The sequence below is a fragment of the Pseudomonas sp. GM49 genome, assembly GCF_000282355.1.
In the GTDB taxonomy this organism is placed as follows: domain Bacteria; phylum Pseudomonadota; class Gammaproteobacteria; order Pseudomonadales; family Pseudomonadaceae; genus Aquipseudomonas.
Genome location: NZ_AKJL01000003.1, coordinates 15,513 through 35,292, shown reverse-complemented (window position 1 = coordinate 35,292; position 19,780 = coordinate 15,513). Strand labels below are relative to the sequence as shown.

The following is a 19,780-nucleotide window of genomic DNA, read 5'->3' as shown; positions in this document are numbered from 1 at the left end:
GCTAGCCGTCAAGCGGGTCATGCTTTATTATCCAGCATCTTTTTCAGACCATCGAGAGGCGTGCGGCCCACACCGCGGGCAGATGGCACGCAGGAAGCCCGGACTAATAAGATGGCATTGAAATCCCCCGCGTTTCGTAAAAAATTTCCGTTGTTGGTTACCGGCAGTTTGCTGGCGCTGCAACCCCTTGCCACTTCCTACGTGGTCGCCGCGGAACAGTTTGACTGTTCAGTCTCTGCTTCGGGTTCCTGGGACTGTGCGCCAAAGTCGCCGGCGGCTGCATTGCCACCGCGTCCCGTCCATGACGGCAGCGCTGTTTCCGCCACCGGCGAAGCCCCGGCCGAGAACGGTTCCAGCGAAGACACTGGCGCCAAGCCGGCACTGGTCACCGAATCCGAAGGCCGTGGCCTGAAGTCGCGTAGCGCAGACTATAGTCACCTCGACTGGGTTCCGCGCGAACAGCTCACCGCCGCACAATTGGCCGAAACCGGTCCTTATTGCTCTGGCTCCTATATCGAACCGATTCGTCCTGGCATGAATGACAAGACGAATAAAAGTGACGCTCCAACCTTCATCGGCGCAAAAGCCTCCCGCTATAAGCAGGATGAGCAGGTCGCGACCCTGGCCGGCGACGTTGTCATGCGTCAGGGCAGCATGCAGGTCGAAGCCGACGAAGCCAACCTGTACCAGGCCGAGAGCCGTGGTGACCTGAACGGCAACGTGCGCATTCGCGACAACGGCGCACTGATCGTTGGCGACCACGCCGACGTACAGCTCGACACCGGTGAAGCCAAGGTCGACAACGCCGAATACGTGATGCACAAATCCCGCGTCCGCGGTAATGCGCTGTACGCCAAACGTGCCGAGAACGCGATCATCCGCCTCAAGGATGGTACGTACACCACGTGCGAACCGAACAGCAACGCCTGGCAGCTCAAGGGCAATAACATCACCCTGAACCCGGCCACCGGTTTCGGTACAGCGACCAACGTGACGCTGCGGGTCAAGGACATTCCGGTCCTGTACACGCCGTACATCTATTTCCCGATCGACGACCGTCGCCAGTCCGGCTTCCTGCCGCCGACCATCGGCACCGGCAGCGATACCGGCTTCATGCTGGTCACCCCGTACTACTTCAACCTGGCGCCGAACTACGATGCCACGTTGTACCCGCGCTACATGGAAAAGCACGGTTTGTTGATGGAAGGCGAATTCCGCTACCTGACCAAGACCAGCGAAGGCCAGTTCGGTGCGGCGTACCTCAACGACGAAAGCAACGAACGCGACAAGCAGTCCGACGCCGAGAAAACCCGCTACATGTACAACTGGCAGCACAAGGGTGGTCTCGACTCGCGGGTACTCACGCAAGTCGACTACACCAAGATCAGCGATCCGTATTACTTCCAGGATCTGCAGACCGACCAGATCGGCGTGAAAAGCAACGACTACGTGAACCAGCAGGGCTCCGTCACCTATCGTGGCGACAGCTATACCGCTCGCGTGAACGCCCAGGCATACCAACTGGCGAGCGTATCGAACATCACGCCGTACGATCGCCTGCCGCAGCTCACCCTCGACGGCATGCTGCCTTATCATCCGGAAGGCCTGAATTTCACGTACAACACCGAACTCGTGCGGTTTGACCGCGATCTGCAGAACGGCAATTACTCCGACGAAGACGGTAACGTGACGCCACGTCTTGATAACAACATACAAGGTCTGGCACGTGCCAATGGCGACCGTCTGAATCTCGCGCCCGCCATGAGCCTGCCGATGAACACGACGTACGGCTTCCTGACACCGAAGCTCAAGTACCAGTACACTCAGTACCAATTGGACCTGGACAATATCGGCAAAAGTCAAATCGCGCAGCAAGATCAAGCCGCGGCTGCAGCCGGGACTAAGAACTTCAATGGCAATTTTGACAGCAACCAGAACCGCGGCGTGCCGATCGCCAGCATCGACAGCGGTCTGTACTTCGATCGAAATACCCAGTATTTCGGCAAGAACTACCGCCAGACTCTCGAGCCGCGCCTGTTCTACCTGTACGTGCCTGAGGTCGACCAGGAAGACATCCCGGTATTCGATACCAGCGAATACACCTTCAACTATGCGTCGCTGTTCCGTGACAATCGCTTCTCCGGTTCCGACCGTGTCGGCGACGAGAACAAACTGTCCCTGGGCGTGACCAGCCGCTGGATCGAAGACAACGGTTTCGAGCGCCAGCGCATCAGTGTTGGCCAGGCCTTGTTCTTCAAGGATCGCGAAGTCCAGTTGCCGGGCATCAATCCACAAACCCGCGCCGATGCACATTCGAATGTTTCGCCTTATGCACTGGAATACGAATATCGCTGGAACCGCGACTGGCGCACCACGGCCGACTACAACTGGGACCCGGACAGCCGCAGCCCTCGTTCGGGCAGTGCGATGTTCCACTACCAGCCTGAAGACAACCCGAACAAGGTCGTCAACGTCGGCTATCGCTATCGTAACGACCAGGTGATCTACAACCAGAACACCGGTCAATGGCAGTTCGGCGGTGACTACGGCACCCCTGGCCAGCCTGGCTTCGTGAAGGATTACTACAAGATCAAGCAGCACGACTTCTCGGTGATCTGGCCGATCGTGCCGCAATGGAGCGCTATCAGCCGTTGGCAGTATGACTACAACCGCAGCCGTACCCTGGAAGCCTTCGGTGGTTTCGAGTACGACAGCTGCTGCTGGAAACTGCGCCTGATCAACCGTTACTTCGTTGATTACGACGAGTTCAGCCAACAAGCACCGCAAAACGAAAAAGGCGACCATGGCGTCTTCCTCCAAATTGTTCTGAAGGGACTCGGCGGCCTCACCGGCGCCAAGGCAGAGAGCTTCCTCGACAAAGGCATTCAAGGTTATCGTGAACGTGAAGACCAAGCTTTCTGATTGTCTGCGCCCGCTGATGCTGGGCGCGCTGTTCCTGAGTACGGCGGCAAGCGCTGCAGTGCAGTCCATCGATAAAGTGGTGGCCATCGTCGACAACGACGTGGTCATGCAGAGCCAACTGGACCAACGCGTTCATGACGTTCAGCAAACCATTGCCAAGCGTGGTTCTGCCGTGCCGCCGGCCAGCGTGCTGGAGCAGCAGGTACTGGAGCGCCTGATCGTCGAAAACCTGCAATTGCAGATTGGCGAACGCTCCGGCATCCGCATTACCGATGAAGAGTTGAACCAGGCTGTCGGCACCATTGCCCAGCGCAACAACATGTCGGTCGAGCAGTTCCGCGCCGCCCTGACTCGCGACGGCCTGTCTTACGACGACGCGCGTGAGCAGATTCGTCGCGAAATGGTCATCAGCCGTGTGCGCCAGCGTCGGGTTGCCGAACGCATTCAGGTCTCCGAGCAGGAAGTGAAGAACTTCCTGGCTTCCGACCTGGGAAAAATGCAGCTGTCCGAAGAGTTCCACCTGGCCAACATCCTGATTCCTACGCCGGAAAGCGCCAACTCCGACGCAATTCAGAATGCAGCCAAACAGGCCGATGCGATTTACCAGCAACTCAAGCAAGGCGCTGACTTCGGTCAGTTGGCCATCGCCAAGTCCGCCAGCGAAACCGCACTGGAAGGTGGTGACATGGGCTGGCGTAAAGCCGCTCAATTGCCACCGCCATTCGATCGCCTGCTGAGCACCATGCCGGTGGGTGATATCACCCAGCCAATGCGCACGCCGGGCGGTTTCATCATCCTGAAGATCCTCGCCAAGCGTGGCGGCGAAACCCAGATGCGCGATGAAGTGCATGTGCGCCACATCCTGGTCAAACCAAGCCCGATCCGCGACGAAGCGAAAACCAAGGCCCTGGCCCAGTCGCTCTACAGCCGTATCGAGGCTGGCGAAGACTTCGGCGAGCTGGCAAAAAGCTACTCGGAAGACCCGGGTTCCGCCCTCAACGGCGGCGACCTGAACTGGATCGACCCGAGCGCGCTGGTGCCCGAGTTCCGCGAAGTGATGGCCAAGACCCCACAAGGCCAGCTGTCCAAGCCGTTCCAGACTCAATACGGCTGGCACGTTCTGGAAGTCCTTGGTCGTCGCGCCACCGACAGCACCACACAGGCTCGTGAGCAGCAAGCAATGACCGTACTGCGTAACCGCAAATACGATGAAGAGCTGCAAACCTGGCTGCGTCAGATCCGTGACGAAGCGTATGTGGAAATCAAACTCCCTGGCGCCGACCAGGCAGCGCAGTGAAACCTCAACGTTTCGCGCTGACACCCGGTGAACCGGCCGGCATAGGTCCCGACCTGTGCCTGCTGCTCGCCTCGCAAGCCCAGCCCTACCCCCTGATTGCCATTACCAGCCGCGACCTGCTCATTGAGCGGGCCGCGCAACTGGGCGTGGCTGTCGACTTGCTGCCGGTCACACCGGACAACTGGCCGGATGCACCCGCGCCAGCCAATAGCCTGTATGTCTGGGATACACCACTCAATGCCAAGGTCGTTGCCGGGCAACTGGACAAGGCCAACGCTGCCTTCGTTCTGGAAACCCTGACCCGCGCTGGCCAGGGCTGCCTGGACGGACATTTCGCCGGCATGATTACCGCCCCGGTGCACAAAGGTGTGATCAATGAATCCGGTATCGCCTTTTCCGGGCACACGGAATTCCTCGCCGACCTGACCCATACCGCGCAAGTGGTGATGATGCTGGCCACACGCGGATTGCGCGTGGCACTGGTGACCACTCACCTTCCCCTTCGCGAGATTGCCGATGCAATCACGCCGGAGCGCCTGGAACGCGTCACGCGAATCCTGCACGCCGACCTGCAAAACAAATTCGGCATCGCCCGGCCACGTATCCTGGTCTGCGGGCTCAACCCCCATGCCGGTGAAGGCGGACACCTGGGCCATGAAGAAATCGATATCATCGAACCCACATTAGAGCGCCTGCGCGGCGAAGGCATGGACCTGCGTGGCCCCCTGCCCGCCGACACTCTGTTTACCCCCAAATATCTGGAGCACTGCGACGCAGTGCTGGCGATGTACCACGACCAGGGCCTGCCGGTGCTGAAGTACAAAGGCTTCGGCGCGGCAGTCAACGTCACCCTTGGCTTGCCAATCATCCGCACGTCGGTCGACCACGGCACCGCCCTGGATCTGGCCGGCAGCGGCAAGATCGACACCGGCAGCCTGCAAGTCGCCCTGGAAACCGCCTACCAGATGGCCGAGACCCGTTTATGACCGAGCAATACCAACACAAGGCGCGCAAACGCTTTGGCCAGAACTTCCTGCACGATGCCGGCGTTATCGACCGCATCCTGCGTTCCATTCACGCCAAGGCAGAAGACCGCCTGCTGGAAATCGGCCCGGGCCAGGGCGCACTGACCCAAGGCCTGCTCAGCAGCGGCGCCCAACTCGATGTGGTGGAGCTGGACAAGGACCTGATCCCGATCCTCAACCAGCAGTTTGCCGGCAAGAGCAACTTCAACCTGCATCAGGGCGATGCACTGAAGTTCGACTTCAACAGCCTGAATGCCACGCCAGGCAGCCTGCGAGTGGTCGGCAACCTGCCGTACAACATCTCCACGCCGCTGATTTTTCACCTCCTGCACAACTCGCACCTGATTCGCGACATGCACTTCATGCTGCAAAAGGAAGTGGTCGAGCGCCTGGCTGCCGGCCCGGGTGGTGGTGACTGGGGCCGTTTGTCGATCATGGTTCAGTACCACTGCCGGGTCGAACATCTGTTCAATGTCGGCCCGGGCGCATTCAACCCGCCGCCGAAAGTCGACTCGGCCATCGTGCGCCTGGTGCCCCACGCGGTGCTGCCGCACCCGGCCAAGGATCACCGCCTGCTGGAGCGCGTCGTGCGCGAAGCGTTCAACCAGCGCCGTAAAACCCTGCGCAACACCCTCAAGCTGCTGCTGAGCAATGCCGAAATCGAAGCCGCCGGCGTCGATGGCAGCCTGCGTCCCGAGCAACTCGACCTGGCCGCCTTCGTGCGCCTGGCCGACAAGCTCAGCGAGCAGGCGCCACAAAAGCCTGCCGCTGACTGACAGGCGATGAGCGCTATCGGGTAGGACGCCACTCTGGTCTACTACCCGATACTTGGCCTAGACTGAACCCCATCAGCTACGCCCCGCGTCCCGCTTCGTTTTTAAGGCCCCTTGCATGTCCGATCCTCGTTATCAGGTCGACGTCAGCGTCGTCACCCGCTATCTGGCAGAACAATCGCAACCCGAGCACGACCGCTTTGCCTTCGCCTACACCATCACCGTGCAAAACAATGGCCTGGTGCCCGCCAAATTGCTGTCTCGGCACTGGGTCATCACCGATGGTGACGGACATGTCGAAGAAGTGCGCGGCGCAGGCGTGGTAGGCCAGCAACCGTTGATCGACCCCGGCAAGAGCCACACCTACAGCAGTGGCACGGTCATGACCACCAAGGTCGGCACCATGCAGGGCACCTATCAGATGCTTTCCGATGACGGCAAACATTTCGATGCCATCATCGCGCCCTTCCGCCTGGCGGTGCCCGGAGCCTTGCACTGATGGCAACGTACGCGGTCGGCGACTTGCAAGGCTGCCTTCAGGCCCTGCAATGCCTGCTCAAACAAGTGGCGTTCGACCCACAACGGGATCGTCTGTGGCTGGTGGGCGACCTGGTCAACCGCGGCCCGCAGTCGCTGGAAACCCTGCGCTTCCTCTATGGCATCCGCGAATCGCTGGTGTGCGTACTCGGCAACCATGACCTGCACCTGCTGGCGGCCGGACGCAACATCGAACGCCTGAAGAAGGCCGATACCCTGCGCGAAATCATTGAAGCGCCGGATAGCGCCGAGCTGCTCGAATGGGTACGCCAGCAAAAGCTCATGCACTACGACGAACAGCGCAACGTGGCACTGGTCCATGCCGGCATTCCACCCCAGTGGTCGCTGCGCAAAGCCTTGAAGTGTGCTGCCGAAGTCGAGACAGCCTTGCGTGACGACAACCTGTTGCCGCCCTACCTCGATGGCATGTACGGCAACGATCCAGCGAAATGGGACAACGATCTCAAAGGCGTGACGCGCCTGCGGGTGATCACCAACTATTTCACCCGCATGCGTTTTTGCACTGCCGAAGGCAAACTCGACCTCAAGAGCAAGGAAGGTCTCGATACCGCACCACCTGGCTACAAGCCCTGGTTCCAGCACAAGGAACGCAAGACCAAAGGTCTGAAAATCCTCTTCGGTCACTGGGCTGCACTGGAAGGCAAGTGCGACGAGCCGGGTATCTCGGCCCTCGACACCGGTTGTGTCTGGGGCGGCGCCCTGACCCTGATGAACGTCGACAGCTTTGAGCGCCTGTCCTGCAAATGCGACGAACACGGCCATGTTGCCGTGCCGTCAGTCGCCTCATCCATTCCCCAAACATCACCAGCCAGCGCCCCGCGCTAGACTGCCCATTCAGCCGAGCCACAGGAGCCCGCCATGAGCGAATTCAAACGTATCCCCCCGGAACAGGCCCAAGCCCTGCGCGAACAAGGCGCCGTGGTGGTCGACGTCCGCGACCCGGCCACTTTTGCCGCCCTGCACATCGCAGGCTCGAAGCATCTGGACAATCATTCACTGCACGCTTTCATCCAGGGTGCCGACCTCGACGCACCGACCGTGGTGGTCTGCTATCACGGCAATTCCAGCCAGGGCGCGGCCGCCTACCTGATCAGCCAGGGCTTCTCCGATGTCTACAGCATGGATGGCGGATTTGAGTTGTGGCGTACGACGTATCCTGCGGAAACGGCGCAAGGCACCTGCGAATAATTTTTTTGTAACGTTGCAGGCCCCGGCTCCTGCGGGCTGGCGCGGTGGCAGACGAACGGTCTGCCACAAACAATTACGTATCTCGCCTTTACCTGCCGAATTCCCAACTATCCTTAAGCGCAGGCCATCCAAAACAGGGGAGAGCCGGTACACCGGCGCACGGGTCATCGGGAGTAGCTTTCGGGGCGGTAAGCCTTGAGGGAGTTCTGGGGGGTAAACAGCAACCGCCTGTTCGGTTGCTGCCAGCATCGACTGAGTGATCCGGCGTCGGCTCCACGTATCGAGCGAGGTGACGTCATGAGTATCTTTAGCCACTTCCAACAACGCTTCGAGTCCACACGCCAGGAAGAACTCTCTCTGCAAGAGTACCTGGAGCTGTGCAAAAAGGACCGCAGCGCCTACGCTTCCGCCGCCGAGCGTCTGCTGCTGGCCATCGGAGAACCGGAGCTGCTCGACACCTCGACCAACTCGAGACTGTCGCGCATCTTTTCCAACAAGGTGATCCGCCGCTATCCGGCCTTTGAAGACTTCCACGGGATGGAAGAATGCATCGACCAGATCGTGTCGTATTTCCGTCACGCCGCTCAGGGTCTGGAAGAAAAGAAACAGATTCTCTACCTGCTCGGCCCCGTCGGTGGCGGTAAATCGTCCCTGGCCGAAAAGCTCAAACAACTGATGGAAAAAGTGCCCTTCTATGCGATCAAGGGCTCGCCGGTTTTCGAGTCGCCCCTGGGTCTGTTCAATGCCACCGAAGATGGCGCGATCCTCGAGGAAGACTTCGGCATTCCACGGCGCTACCTCAACACCATCATGTCGCCATGGGCCACCAAACGCCTGGCCGAATTCGGCGGCGATATCAGCCAGTTCCGCGTGGTCAAGCTCTATCCGTCGATCCTCAACCAGATCGCCGTGGCCAAGACCGAACCGGGCGATGAAAACAACCAGGACATCTCGGCACTGGTGGGTAAGGTCGATATCCGCAAACTGGAAGAATTCCCGCAGAACGACGCCGATGCCTACAGCTACTCGGGTGCACTGTGCCGGTCCAACCAGGGCCTGATGGAGTTCGTCGAAATGTTCAAGGCACCGATCAAGGTGCTGCACCCACTGCTGACCGCCACCCAGGAAGGCAACTACAACAGTACCGAAGGCCTCGGCGCGATTCCGTTCACCGGGATCCTGTTGGCGCACTCCAACGAATCGGAATGGCATACCTTCCGCAACAACAAGAACAACGAAGCCTTCATCGACCGGATCTACATCGTCAAAGTGCCGTACTGCCTGCGGGTCAGTGACGAAGTGAAGATCTACGACAAGCTGCTGTTCAACAGCTCGCTGGCCAAGGCTCATTGTGCGCCGGATACCCTGAAGATGCTGGCTCAGTTCACCGTGCTCTCGCGCCTCAAGGAACCGGAAAACTCCAACATCTACTCGAAGATGCGCGTGTACGACGGCGAGAACCTCAAGGACACCGATCCTAAAGCCAAGTCGATCCAGGAATACCGCGACAACGCCGGTGTCGACGAAGGCATGAACGGTCTCTCCACCCGGTTCGCGTTCAAGATCCTGTCGAAGGTGTTCAACTTCGATCCGCACGAAATCGCCGCCAACCCGGTGCATTTGCTCTATGTCCTGGAACAACAGATCGAACAGGAACAGTTCCAGGCCGAGACCCGCGAACGCTATCTGCGCTTCCTCAAGGAATACCTGGCACCGCGCTACATCGAATTCATCGGCAAGGAGATCCAGACCGCTTACCTCGAGTCCTACAGCGAATACGGCCAGAACATCTTCGATCGTTATGTGCTGTACGCCGACTTCTGGATCCAGGACCAGGAATACCGCGATCCGGAAACAGGCGAAATCCTCAATCGCGTAGCGCTGAACGAGGAACTGGAGAAAATCGAAAAACCGGCCGGCATCAGCAATCCGAAGGATTTCCGCAACGAAATCGTCAACTTCGTCCTGCGCGCCCGGGCCAACAACAACGGCAAGAACCCGACCTGGCTCAGCTACGAAAAACTGCGGGTGGTCATCGAGAAGAAAATGTTCTCCAACACCGAGGACCTGCTGCCGGTCATCAGCTTCAATGCCAAGGCCAGCAAGGAGGACCAGCAAAAACACAACGACTTCGTGACACGGATGGTCGAGCGGGGCTACACCGACAAACAGGTACGACTGCTGTCCGAGTGGTACCTGCGGGTCAGAAAATCACAATAACCCGCGCCGGTCAGACCGGTTGTCGTCAGCCAGAGACCTGTGTACGCATTTTCTGTTACACAGGCCTCTGGAAGGTGTTCGAAAGTCGGTAGCGAGTTCAGGCAGCATCCAAAGCGCTTGGGGGAGCGTTCAATACCCCTCGGCTCTCGGTTCGATGCTGTATCACCGCTCGCCCCTTTCAGGACAGCTTCTAAGGAGCAGTCATGAGCTATGTGATCGACCGACGTCTCAATGGCAAGAACAAAAGCACGGTGAACCGCCAGCGGTTTCTGCGGCGCTACCGTGATCACATCAAAAAGGCTGTCGAAGAGGCGGTCAGCCGGCGCTCCATTACCGATATGGAACACGGCGAACAAATCAGCATTCCCGGCCGTGACATCGACGAACCGGTGCTGCACCACGGCCGCGGCGGAAAGCAAACGGTCGTGCACCCGGGCAACAAGGAATTCACCAGCGGCGAACATATCGCCCGCCCACCGGGAGGTGGTGGCGGTCGGGGCCCCGGCAAAGCCGGCAATTCCGGCGAAGGGATGGACGAATTCGTCTTCCAGATCACCCAGGAAGAATTCCTCGAATTCATGTTCGAGGATCTCGAACTGCCCAACCTGGTCAAGCGCAACCTGACCGGCACCGATACCTTCAAGACCGTGCGGGCCGGGATCAGTAACGAGGGTAACCCGTCGCGGATCAACATCATCCGCACCCTGCGCTCAGCCCACGCCCGGCGAATCGCCCTGTCCGGCAGCAGCCGGGCAAAACTGCGCGAAGCCAAGGAAGAACTTCTGCGACTCAAGCAGGAAGAACCGGACAACTTCGGCGATATTCAGGAAATAGAAGCTGAAATCGAAAAACTCAGCGCACGCATTCACCGCATACCGTTTCTCGACACATTCGACCTCAAGTACAACTTGCTCATCAAGCAACCCAACCCCAGTTCCAAGGCCGTGATGTTTTGCCTGATGGACGTGTCCGGCTCGATGACCCAGGCGACCAAGGACATCGCCAAGCGCTTCTTTATCCTGCTGTACCTGTTTCTCAAGCGTAACTACGAAAAGATCGACGTCGTGTTCATCCGCCATCACACCAGCGCCCGCGAAGTGGATGAAGAGGAATTTTTCTACTCCCGGGAAACCGGCGGCACCATCGTCTCCAGCGCCCTGAAACTGATGCAGGAGATAATGGCCGAGCGCTATCCGAGCAACGAGTGGAACATCTACGCTGCCCAGGCCTCTGACGGTGACAACTGGAACGACGACTCTCCGATCTGCCGCGACATCCTGATCAACCAGATCATGCCATTCGTGCAGTACTACACTTACGTTGAGATCACCCCGCGCGAACACCAGGCCCTGTGGTTCGAGTACGAGCGCATCGCCGAAGCCTTTTCCGACACTTTTGCCCAGCAACAACTGGTCTCGGCCGGGGATATTTATCCGGTCTTCCGTGAACTCTTCCAGCGCAGGTTAGTGACATGACCGCCAAAGAGCAGAAGCGCCAACCCATTTCCACCGGCTCCGAATGGACGTTCGAGCTGATCCAGGCCTACGACCGTGAAATCAGTCGCCTGGCGGCTCGTTACGCACTCGACACGTATCCCAACCAGATCGAAGTGATCACCGCCGAGCAGATGATGGACGCCTACGCCTCTGTCGGTATGCCGCTGGGTTATCACCATTGGTCATATGGCAAACACTTCCTCAGCACGGAGAAATCCTATACTCGCGGACAGATGGGGCTGGCCTACGAGATCGTGATCAACTCGGACCCATGCATCGCTTACCTGATGGAAGAAAACACCATCTGCATGCAAGCGCTCGTCGTTGCGCATGCCTGCTACGGGCACAACAGCTTTTTCAAAGGCAATTACCTGTTCCGCACCTGGACCGACGCCAGTTCGATCATTGATTACCTGGTATTCGCCAAGCAGTACATCATGCAGTGCGAGGAGCGCCACGGCATCGATGCGGTGGAGGACTTGCTCGACTCCTGCCACGCGCTAATGAACTACGGCGTCGACCGCTACAAACGCCCCTACCCGATTTCCGCCGAAGAAGAACGGCGTCGGCAAAAGGATCGGGAAGAGCATTTACAGAAGCAGATCAACGATTTGTGGCGCACCATTCCAAAAGGCGCTGACAAGTACAGCGACAAGGATAATGCACGCTTCCCCGCCGAACCTCAGGAAAATATCCTGTACTTCATCGAAAAACACGCTCCGCTACTGGAGCCGTGGCAGCGGGAAATCGTGCGGATCGTGCGCAAGATCGCTCAATATTTTTACCCACAACGCCAGACCCAGGTAATGAACGAAGGCTGGGCCACATTCTGGCATTACACGCTGATGAATGACCTGTACGACGAAGGCCTGGTCACCGACGGCTTCATGATGGAGTTCCTGACATCCCATACCAGCGTGGTCTTTCAGCCAGGCTTCGACAGCCCTTACTACAACGGAATCAACCCCTACACCCTCGGGTTTGCCATGTACCGGGACATCCGGCGCATGTGCGAAGAACCCACCGAGGAAGATCGCCGCTGGTTCCCGGAAATTGCCGGCACCGACTGGCTGTCGACCATCAAGTTCGCCATGAGCAGCTTCAAGGATGAGAGTTTCATCCTGCAGTACCTGTCGCCAAAGGTGATTCGAGACCTGAAGTTGTTCAGCATTCTCGATGACGACCAGAAGGACGACCTGCTGGTGCCCGCCATTCACGACGAAGGTGGCTACCGCATCATCCGTGAAACCCTTGCGGCGCAGTACAACCTGGGTAATCGCGAGCCCAACGTGCAGATCTACAGCATCGACCGGCGTGGTGACCGCTCCCTGACCCTGCGTCACCAGCAGCACGACCGCAAACCGCTGGGGGACTCGACCGAAGAAGTGCTCAAACACCTGCACCGCCTCTGGGGCTTCGACATTCACCTGGAAACCCTGCAAGGGGAAACCGTGATGAAAACCCACCACGTGCCACCCAGAAGCGAGCACGGCGAAGGTGATTACGGCCGCCTGGACCTGGCCGTCATCCATCTTTGATCCGGTTTATGCCTCCGAAAGCTCGATGCAACGGTTATCCTGTCGAGCTAACGGAGGTTTTTTATGCGTATTTATAAAGTCGGTGGTGCGGTACGTGATCGCCTGCTGGGCAAACCGGTTACCGATATCGACTGGGTCGTGGTGGGCGCCACCACCGAAGAAATGCTCGCCAAGGGCTTTCGCCCGGTGGGCGCGGATTTCCCGGTGTTCCTTCACCCAAAAAGCGGTGAGGAATACGCCCTCGCCCGCACCGAGCGCAAAAGCGGGCGCGGTTATGGCGGGTTCACTTTTCACGCCAGTCCTGAAGTCACCCTCGAAGAAGACTTGATCCGTCGCGACCTGACCATCAACGCCATGGCCGAAGACGATCAGCAGAACCTGACCGACCCGTACCACGGCCAGCGCGATATCGAAGCACGCCTGCTTCGCCATGTTTCCCCGGCATTTGCCGAAGATCCACTCCGGGTCCTGCGTGTTGCCCGCTTCGCGGCGCGCTACGCGGCACTGGGTTTTACCGTTGCCCCAGAAACCCTGGAGCTGATGCGCCAACTCAGCGAGTCAGGCGAGCTTGAGGCGCTGACCCCGGAGCGCAGCTGGAAGGAAATTTCCCGCGCCCTGATGGAAGATCAGCCACAGGTGTTTGTTGAGGTTTTGCGCGCATGCGGCGCACTCAAGGTACTGATGCCCGAGGTCGACGCGCTGTTCGGCGTACCACAACCCCCGGCCCATCACCCGGAAATCGATACTGGCGCACATACCCTGAGTGTTTTGCAGCAAGCCGCCATACACAAACAGCCACTGACCGTACGCTGGTCGTGCCTGCTGCACGACCTGGGCAAAGGCCTGACGCCAGAGGAAGAATGGCCGCGACACATTGCCCACGAGCTCAAAGGCCTGAGGCTGATCAAAGCGGTCAATGAACGCTTCAAGGTGCCGAGAGACTGCCAGGAACTGGCAGTATTGGTGGGCGAATATCACACCCACGGCCATCGCGCCCTTGAACTCAAGCCATCGACGCTGCTGGAATTGCTGCAAAGCTTCGACGTTTACCGTCGGCCACAGCGGTTCGAGGAGTTCATCGCGGCATGTGAGATGGATGCGCGCGGGCGCAAAGGGCGGGAAGAAACAAGTTACCCACAGGCGGATTATCTGCGCGGCGCGGCAACCGCGGCTCGCAGCGTGGCGGTTCAACCGTTGATGGAAAAGGGCTTCAAGGGACCGGAGCTGGGAGAGGCGATCAAGCGCGAGCGGCTAAAGGCGCTGAAGGCTTACAAGGAAGCGGCATCTACCTGAAAAGCTTCGCGAGCAAGTCGGATCACAGCAAATCTGAAGGCGTCAATTGCTCGCCACGCCACTCGAAAGCCACCGGCGCCAGTGTCTGATCGATCTGCGATTCGGCCCACAATGTAGCGAAACTTTTACCCGCACCTGGGTGTACTCGATCCGGTGCTATCAACGACAGCGGCCACAGAACGAACGCATTTTTCAGAATTTCTGCCCGCGGCAAGATCAGGCCATCGAAGTTACCCACCAGATCGCCGAACAGCAACACGTCGATATCCAACGGCAAACCTCGGCGATCAGGTGCATAACGACCGTTATCTGCCTCGATGAATTTCAGCCGGCGATCGAGCTCCATCAGAGGCAGATCGGTATACGCCGACACCACGAAATTGAAGAACGGCCCGCTCTTGATACCCACCGGCTGGCTCTCAAACACCGCCGAACAGCGGATATCCACCAGGAACTCCGCCAAAGCATCGAGCCCCGCCTGCAAATGGGTTTCACGCTCGATATTGCTACCAAGCCCGAGGTACACCTGAGTCAGCGACATCCGCGCTCGATCTCCACGCCCACACCACCGGTGGCAGCCGGGACGGCGCCGGGCTTGGTCAGCTTCAGGCGCACCCATGTGATCTTGAATTCGCTCATCAGCACTTCAACCAGGCGCTCGGCAAAGGTTTCAACCAGCTGGAACTGCGCCTGCTCGGCAAACGCCTGAATGCGCGAGGAAACACTGGCATAGTCGAGCGCCAGGGTCAGGTCATCACCGGCTGCGGCCGGGCGATTGTCCCAGGCAAAGCTCAGATCCAGACGCAGGCACTGTCGGATGCCTCGCTCCCAGTCGTAGGCACCAATCACCGTGTCGACTTCCAGACCCTCGATAAACACTCTGTCCAAGCACTTCTCTCCGCTACACGACAAGGGCGCAATGCGCCGTTAGAATCAGGGCTTCCTCGCCCGGAATAGTTAGCATGTTTTGGTTATTGGCGATCCTCGCCTACCTGCTCGGCTCTCTGTCCTTCGCCATTTTGCTCAGCCGTCTGACCGGTAACCCCGATCCGCGAATGAGTGGCTCGGGCAATGCCGGTGCCACCAACATGTTGCGCCTGGCCGGCAAGAAACTCGCCATCCTGACCCTGCTCGGCGACCTTTGCAAAGGCCTGCTGCCGGTACTGATTGCGCGTCTTGCGGGCCTTTCGCAGCAGGAGCAAGCCTGGATCGGCGTCTATGCCGTCATCGGCCATCTGTTTCCGTTGTACTTCCGCTTTCGCGGCGGCAAGGGTGTCGCCACCGCTGCCGGCATGTTGCTGGGACTCTACCCGCCCGCAGCCCTTCTGGCGGTCTGCGCCTGGCTGCTGACGTTCTACCTGACCCGCACCAGCTCACTGGCTGCCCTGATTGCCACGCCGCTGACCCTGCCGTTGCTGGCCTGGCAAGAGCCTGCAGCCCTGCTGCCCATGAGCACGCTCACCGGGTTGATCGTCTGGCGCCATCGCGGCAATCTACGCGACCTGTTTGCCGGGCGCGAACGGCATTTCTAGCGGCCGGACATTAGCACCACTCATCACAACGCCGACAACTGCTCCATCGGCCAGCGTGCCTGCACGCTGATCGCCAGGCTTTCCTGCTGACCGGCCTGCAAGCGCTGGCAGCCGGCAAAGGCGATCATCGCACCGTTATCGGTGCAGAACTGCGGACGGGCATAAAACACATCGCCCCTCATGTCGCCGAGCATTTTCTCCAGAGAGAACCGCAACGCCTTGTTGGCACTGACGCCCCCTGCGATCACCAGGCGCTTCATGCCGGCGGCTTTCAGGGCACGTTTGCACTTGATGGTCAAAGTCTCCACCACGGCCTGCTGGAACGCCAGCGAGATGTCGCAACGGGCTTGCTCACCGTCGTCCCCGGTGCTGACGCACTGCTGCCAGGTATTCAGCGCAAAGGTTTTCAAGCCACTGAAGCTGAAATCCAGGCCCGGACGGTCGCACATCGGACGCGGGAAGACGAAACGTCCTGCAACGCCTTGTTCTGCAAGGCGAGCGATCTCAGGTCCCCCCGGATAATTGAGACCCATCATCTTCGCCGTCTTGTCGAACGCTTCGCCGGCGGCGTCATCCAGGGTCTCGCCCAAGAGCGTGTACTGACCAATTCCGTCGACCTGAACCAGTTGCGTATGACCACCCGACACCAACAAAGCGACGAACGGAAATTCCGGCGGTTGCGACTCCAGCATCGGTGCCAGCAGGTGGCCTTCCATGTGATGCACGCCGAGGGCCGGAATGCCCCAGGCAAAGGCCAGCGCCTGCGCGCAGGAAGCCCCTACCAGCAACGCGCCAACCAGGCCAGGACCCGCGGTGTAGGCGATCGCATCGATCTCGGTCGGCACGCAGTCGGCCTCGGCCAACACCTGACGAATCAAGGGCAGCATGCGTTTGACGTGATCGCGCGAAGCCAGCTCCGGCACCACACCGCCGTAGGCGCGGTGCAGGTCGATCTGACTGAACAGCGCATCGGCCAGCAGGCCGCGTTCACTGTCGTAAAGTGCGACACCGGTTTCGTCGCAGGAGGTTTCTAATCCCAGTACTAGCATGGGTTTGCGCCTTGTTTAGGCTGAATTCGAAGGCGCGCATAATAGTCGTCGCGTGATGCCCCGACCAGCGGTTTTCGATCAGAGGCTTTGCATTCCGAGCGTTGAGGGGTTAACATCCGCAACCCTTAAAAACCGACGTCTTCAAGTGCTCTTTTGCCGCGAGGATGTTGACCCCGGTAATGAATGAAGGTAGCTCTGGATGCCAGCCGTCAAAGTAAAAGAGAACGAACCCTTCGACGTAGCTCTGCGTCGTTTCAAGCGCTCCTGCGAAAAAGCCGGTGTACTGGCTGAAGTTCGTAGCCGCGAATTTTACGAGAAGCCAACTTCTGAGCGTAAGCGCAAAGCAGCAGCCGCTGTTAAGCGTCACGCCAAGAAAGTTCAGCGCGAACAGCGCCGCGCCGTTCGCCTGTACTAATACACAGACGATCGTAGCAAGCTTCTGCCAAGCCCGGCCCTCAGCCGGGCTTATGGCATTTGCGTAAAACGCTTGATGCTTCACCGTCAAAGCCGCAGACGCGACCGAGACAAATCTGCTTCACCGCGTCAGACCTGGCTCTTTTGCCAGCGGTGCACGTCTTTTCTGACGAGCCTTTCAAGGCTACTGACGAGCACACCCACTGATTCCTCTCACGACGATCAGCCCAAGGCACCTGCTTGCGTGCCAAATGATGAGCTATCCGAGGCCGATAGTTGGCCGCAGCGGATTCAGCGCAACACTTTCAAACGGTCGAATACTGATTGGCATTAACGTCAGTGGACTTTCGGCAGATACACTTCCCGACAGCGATTACGCAGACGACACTGGTCGAGCCGCACACTTTGCGCGTCTCAAACAATGACCGCGTTCGATCGCCGTACGTTTCGGGTTCCTTTCAGCGCAGACGACGAGAACGCCATGGCCGGGCTAATTCCCCAGAGCTTCATTGACGACCTTCTGAACCGCACCGACATCGTCGATGTGGTCAGCTCGCGCCTGCAACTGAAAAAGGCCGGCAAGAACCACACCGCCTGCTGCCCGTTCCACAAAGAAAAGACTCCGTCGTTCAGCGTCAGCCCCGACAAGCAGTTCTATTACTGCTTCGGCTGCGGCGCTGGCGGCAACGCCCTCGGCTTCATCATGGACCACGACAACCTGGATTTCGTCCAGGCTGTCGAAGAACTGGCCAAAGCCGCCGGCATGGAAATCCCCCGCGAAGAAAGCGGCCGCCCGCACAAGCCGCGACAGCCGACCGATTCGCCGCTGTATCCGCTACTCAGCGCCGCTGCCGACTTTTATCGCCAGGCCCTGAAAAGCCATCCATCACGCAAGGCCGCCGTGGACTACCTGAAAGGGCGCGGACTGACCGGCGAAATCGCCCGGGACTTCGGTCTCGGTTTTGCTCCACCTGGCTGGGACAACCTGTTCAAGCATTTGAGCAGCGATACCCTGCAACAAAAAGCCATGATCGATGCCGGCCTGCTAATCGAGAATGCCGAAAGCGGCAAACGTTACGACCGCTTCCGCGACCGCGTGATGTTCCCGATCCGCGACAGTCGCGGGCGCGTCATCGCCTTCGGTGGCCGGGTATTGGGCGACGACAAGCCGAAGTACCTGAACTCCCCGGAAACCCCGGTTTTCCATAAAGGCCAGGAACTCTACGGCCTGTACGAAGCGCGCAAGACCAACCGCAACCTCGACGAGATCATCGTCGTCGAGGGCTACATGGACGTCATTGCCCTGGCCCAGCAAGGCCTGCGCAATGCCGTCGCGACCTTGGGCACCGCCACCAGCGAGGAACACCTCAAGCGGCTGTTTCGCGTCGTACCCAGCGTATTGTTCTGCTTCGACGGCGATCAGGCCGGCCGCAATGCTGCATGGCGAGCGCTGGAGGCGACACTTTCGAGCCTGCAGGACGGTCGCCGCGCACGTTTTCTATTCCTGCCAGAAGGCGAGGACCCGGACACCCTGGTCCGCTCCGAAGGCACCGATGCCTTCCGCGCACGCATCAACCAGCACGCGCAACCTCTGGCCGACTACTTCTTCCAGCAACTGACGGAAGAAGCCGACCCGCGCTCGCTTGAGGGCAAGGCGCATATGGCCACCCTCGCTGCGCCGTTGATCGACAAAGTCCCCGGTGCCAACCTGCGCACACTGATGCGCCAGCGTCTGAGTGAAATCACCGGCCTTAGCGGCGAAGCGGTGAGCCAGCTGGCACAAAGCGCCCCGCAAGAAGCACCGCCGGCCTACGACCCGGGCATCGATTACGACGCGATGCCTGATTACAGCGACTATCATCAGCCGCAGGCACAGGAAATGTATGTGCCGCAGCAGGAATGGACGCCGAAGAAACCCGGTGCAGGAGGCAAGAAATGGGACAAGAAACCGTGGGACAAGAATGGCAAACGGGGCGGTGATCGCGATCAACCCCGCGCGCCACGGGTGCCCGCCGCCGTAGAACCGCCGACCCTCGCCGCCTTGCGCACATTGCTGCATCACCCGCAATTGGCCGAAAAAGTCGAGGATGCCGGACACTTCGCCGCCGAGGATCACACCAACACACAATTGCTGGTGGCGCTGCTCGAAGCTGTGCAGAAGAATCCCAAGCTAAACTCAATTCAGCTGATTGCGCGTTGGCACGGTACAGAACAAGGCCGTTTGCTCAAGGCCCTGGCGGAAAAGGAATGGCTGATTGATGGAGATAACCTTGAACAACAGTTTTTCGACACCATTACTAGCTTGTCAGCCCGCCAACGCGAGCGAAACCTGGAACAACTTCTTAGAAAAGCACGTCAAAGCGAATTGACCAGCGAAGAGAAAAATCAACTGCGCGACCTCTTGAGTCGCAATGTTTCCGCAACAAACCCGACCTCAACTGGCGCGTGAGGTCATAGCTCAGGTATAATCCTCGG

The 19,780-nt window shown here is 59.1% G+C and carries 17 protein-coding genes; 14 read left to right on the top strand and 3 right to left on the bottom strand.

Going from position 1 to position 19,780, the window contains the following annotated elements:
• Window positions 1-111 precede the first annotated feature (111 nt).
• The 11 genes from PMI29_RS29080 (at window position 112) to PMI29_RS29130 (ending at window position 14,310) form a co-directional block, all read left to right on the top strand.
• Window positions 112-2,922, top strand: coding sequence for an LPS-assembly protein LptD (locus PMI29_RS29080; RefSeq protein ID WP_007993210.1), 2,811 nt, complete (start codon window positions 112-114; stop codon window positions 2,920-2,922).
• Window positions 2,903-4,219 (top strand): peptidylprolyl isomerase SurA, encoded by a 1,317-nt coding sequence (surA, locus tag PMI29_RS29085; protein WP_033051862.1) that lies wholly within the window; start codon window positions 2,903-2,905, stop codon window positions 4,217-4,219. The genes PMI29_RS29080 and surA overlap by 20 nt, the downstream gene beginning before the upstream one ends.
• Window positions 4,216-5,205 (top strand): 4-hydroxythreonine-4-phosphate dehydrogenase PdxA, encoded by a 990-nt coding sequence (gene pdxA / locus PMI29_RS29090; protein WP_007993208.1) that lies wholly within the window; start codon window positions 4,216-4,218, stop codon window positions 5,203-5,205. Before surA ends, pdxA begins: the two co-directional genes overlap by 4 nt.
• Entirely contained in the window at window positions 5,202-6,020 is an 819-nt protein-coding gene (gene rsmA, locus PMI29_RS29095; RefSeq protein WP_007993207.1) for a 16S rRNA (adenine(1518)-N(6)/adenine(1519)-N(6))-dimethyltransferase RsmA, read from the top strand. The genes pdxA and rsmA overlap by 4 nt, the downstream gene beginning before the upstream one ends.
• A gap of 115 nt (window positions 6,021-6,135) precedes the next feature.
• Window positions 6,136-6,516, top strand: a complete 381-nt coding sequence (gene apaG, locus PMI29_RS29100; RefSeq protein ID WP_007993206.1) for a Co2+/Mg2+ efflux protein ApaG — start codon at window positions 6,136-6,138, stop codon at window positions 6,514-6,516.
• Window positions 6,516-7,400: a symmetrical bis(5'-nucleosyl)-tetraphosphatase gene (locus tag PMI29_RS29105; protein WP_007993205.1), complete on the top strand. Its 885-nt coding sequence runs from the start codon at window positions 6,516-6,518 to the stop codon at window positions 7,398-7,400. Before apaG ends, PMI29_RS29105 begins: the two co-directional genes overlap by 1 nt.
• A 33-nt stretch (window positions 7,401-7,433) precedes the next feature.
• Window positions 7,434-7,763 (top strand): thiosulfate sulfurtransferase GlpE, encoded by a 330-nt coding sequence (gene glpE, locus PMI29_RS29110; RefSeq protein WP_007993204.1) that lies wholly within the window; start codon window positions 7,434-7,436, stop codon window positions 7,761-7,763.
• A 297-nt stretch (window positions 7,764-8,060) separates the two neighbouring features.
• Window positions 8,061-9,983 carry a PrkA family serine protein kinase gene (locus tag PMI29_RS29115; protein WP_007993203.1) on the top strand — a complete coding sequence of 641 codons (1,923 nt, stop codon included), beginning with the start codon at window positions 8,061-8,063 and terminating at the stop codon, window positions 9,981-9,983.
• Window positions 9,984-10,186: 203 nt separating this feature from the next.
• Window positions 10,187-11,458, top strand: a complete 1,272-nt coding sequence (locus PMI29_RS29120) for a YeaH/YhbH family protein (protein ID WP_007993202.1) — start codon at window positions 10,187-10,189, stop codon at window positions 11,456-11,458.
• The gene (locus tag PMI29_RS29125; protein WP_007993201.1) at window positions 11,455-13,017 is read left to right on the top strand and encodes a SpoVR family protein; all 1,563 of its coding nucleotides are present in this window, start codon (window positions 11,455-11,457) and stop codon (window positions 13,015-13,017) included. Before PMI29_RS29120 ends, PMI29_RS29125 begins: the two co-directional genes overlap by 4 nt.
• Before the next feature lie 63 nt (window positions 13,018-13,080).
• Entirely contained in the window at window positions 13,081-14,310 is a 1,230-nt protein-coding gene (locus tag PMI29_RS29130) for a multifunctional CCA addition/repair protein (RefSeq protein WP_007993200.1), read from the top strand.
• A gap of 22 nt (window positions 14,311-14,332) precedes the next feature.
• On the opposite strand, the gene folK is transcribed toward PMI29_RS29130, so the two are convergent.
• Together folK and folB are read right to left on the bottom strand one after the other, a co-directional pair.
• Window positions 14,333-14,851: a 2-amino-4-hydroxy-6-hydroxymethyldihydropteridine diphosphokinase gene (folK, locus tag PMI29_RS29135; protein WP_007993199.1), complete on the bottom strand. Its 519-nt coding sequence runs from the start codon at window positions 14,849-14,851 to the stop codon at window positions 14,333-14,335.
• Complete coding sequence (gene folB, locus PMI29_RS29140) at window positions 14,842-15,198, bottom strand: dihydroneopterin aldolase (protein WP_007993198.1); 357 nt, start codon at window positions 15,196-15,198, stop codon at window positions 14,842-14,844. The genes folK and folB overlap by 10 nt, the downstream gene beginning before the upstream one ends.
• 74 nt (window positions 15,199-15,272) lie before the next feature.
• Between folB and plsY the strand changes: the two genes are divergently transcribed.
• Complete coding sequence (gene plsY, locus PMI29_RS29145; protein ID WP_007993197.1) at window positions 15,273-15,842, top strand: glycerol-3-phosphate 1-O-acyltransferase PlsY; 570 nt, start codon at window positions 15,273-15,275, stop codon at window positions 15,840-15,842.
• Window positions 15,843-15,865: 23 nt separating this feature from the next.
• Here plsY and tsaD read toward each other — a convergent pair whose 3' ends face one another.
• On the bottom strand, window positions 15,866-16,891 hold the full coding sequence (tsaD, locus tag PMI29_RS29150; RefSeq protein ID WP_007993196.1) for a tRNA (adenosine(37)-N6)-threonylcarbamoyltransferase complex transferase subunit TsaD: 1,026 nt from the start codon (window positions 16,889-16,891) through the stop codon (window positions 15,866-15,868).
• A gap of 199 nt (window positions 16,892-17,090) precedes the next feature.
• Between tsaD and rpsU the strand changes: the two genes are divergently transcribed.
• Together rpsU and dnaG are read left to right on the top strand one after the other, a co-directional pair.
• Complete coding sequence (gene rpsU / locus PMI29_RS29155; protein ID WP_002551877.1) at window positions 17,091-17,306, top strand: 30S ribosomal protein S21; 216 nt, start codon at window positions 17,091-17,093, stop codon at window positions 17,304-17,306.
• A gap of 480 nt (window positions 17,307-17,786) precedes the next feature.
• A complete protein-coding gene (gene dnaG, locus PMI29_RS29160; RefSeq protein ID WP_007993194.1) occupies window positions 17,787-19,754 on the top strand; it encodes a DNA primase in 1,968 nt (655 codons plus the stop codon).
• Window positions 19,755-19,780: the final 26 nt, after the last annotated feature.

Excerpts from the sequence above, each read along its gene's own strand:
- PMI29_RS29080 (WP_007993210.1), top strand. The coding sequence starts at position 112 with ATGGCATTGAAATCCCCCGCGTTTCGTAAAAAATTTCCGTTGTTGGTT.
- rsmA (WP_007993207.1), top strand. The coding sequence starts at position 5,202 with ATGACCGAGCAATACCAACACAAGGCGCGCAAACGCTTTGGCCAGAAC.
- apaG (WP_007993206.1), top strand. The coding sequence starts at position 6,136 with ATGTCCGATCCTCGTTATCAGGTCGACGTCAGCGTCGTCACCCGCTAT.
- PMI29_RS29105 (WP_007993205.1), top strand. The coding sequence starts at position 6,516 with ATGGCAACGTACGCGGTCGGCGACTTGCAAGGCTGCCTTCAGGCCCTG.
- glpE (WP_007993204.1), top strand. The coding sequence starts at position 7,434 with ATGAGCGAATTCAAACGTATCCCCCCGGAACAGGCCCAAGCCCTGCGC.
- PMI29_RS29115 (WP_007993203.1), top strand. The coding sequence starts at position 8,061 with ATGAGTATCTTTAGCCACTTCCAACAACGCTTCGAGTCCACACGCCAG.
- PMI29_RS29120 (WP_007993202.1), top strand. The coding sequence starts at position 10,187 with ATGAGCTATGTGATCGACCGACGTCTCAATGGCAAGAACAAAAGCACG.
- PMI29_RS29125 (WP_007993201.1), top strand. The coding sequence starts at position 11,455 with ATGACCGCCAAAGAGCAGAAGCGCCAACCCATTTCCACCGGCTCCGAA.
- PMI29_RS29130 (WP_007993200.1), top strand. The coding sequence starts at position 13,081 with ATGCGTATTTATAAAGTCGGTGGTGCGGTACGTGATCGCCTGCTGGGC.
- folK (WP_007993199.1), bottom strand. The coding sequence starts at position 14,851 with ATGTCGCTGACTCAGGTGTACCTCGGGCTTGGTAGCAATATCGAGCGT.
- plsY (WP_007993197.1), top strand. The coding sequence starts at position 15,273 with ATGTTTTGGTTATTGGCGATCCTCGCCTACCTGCTCGGCTCTCTGTCC.
- tsaD (WP_007993196.1), bottom strand. The coding sequence starts at position 16,891 with ATGCTAGTACTGGGATTAGAAACCTCCTGCGACGAAACCGGTGTCGCA.
- rpsU (WP_002551877.1), top strand. The coding sequence starts at position 17,091 with ATGCCAGCCGTCAAAGTAAAAGAGAACGAACCCTTCGACGTAGCTCTG.
- dnaG (WP_007993194.1), top strand. The coding sequence starts at position 17,787 with ATGGCCGGGCTAATTCCCCAGAGCTTCATTGACGACCTTCTGAACCGC.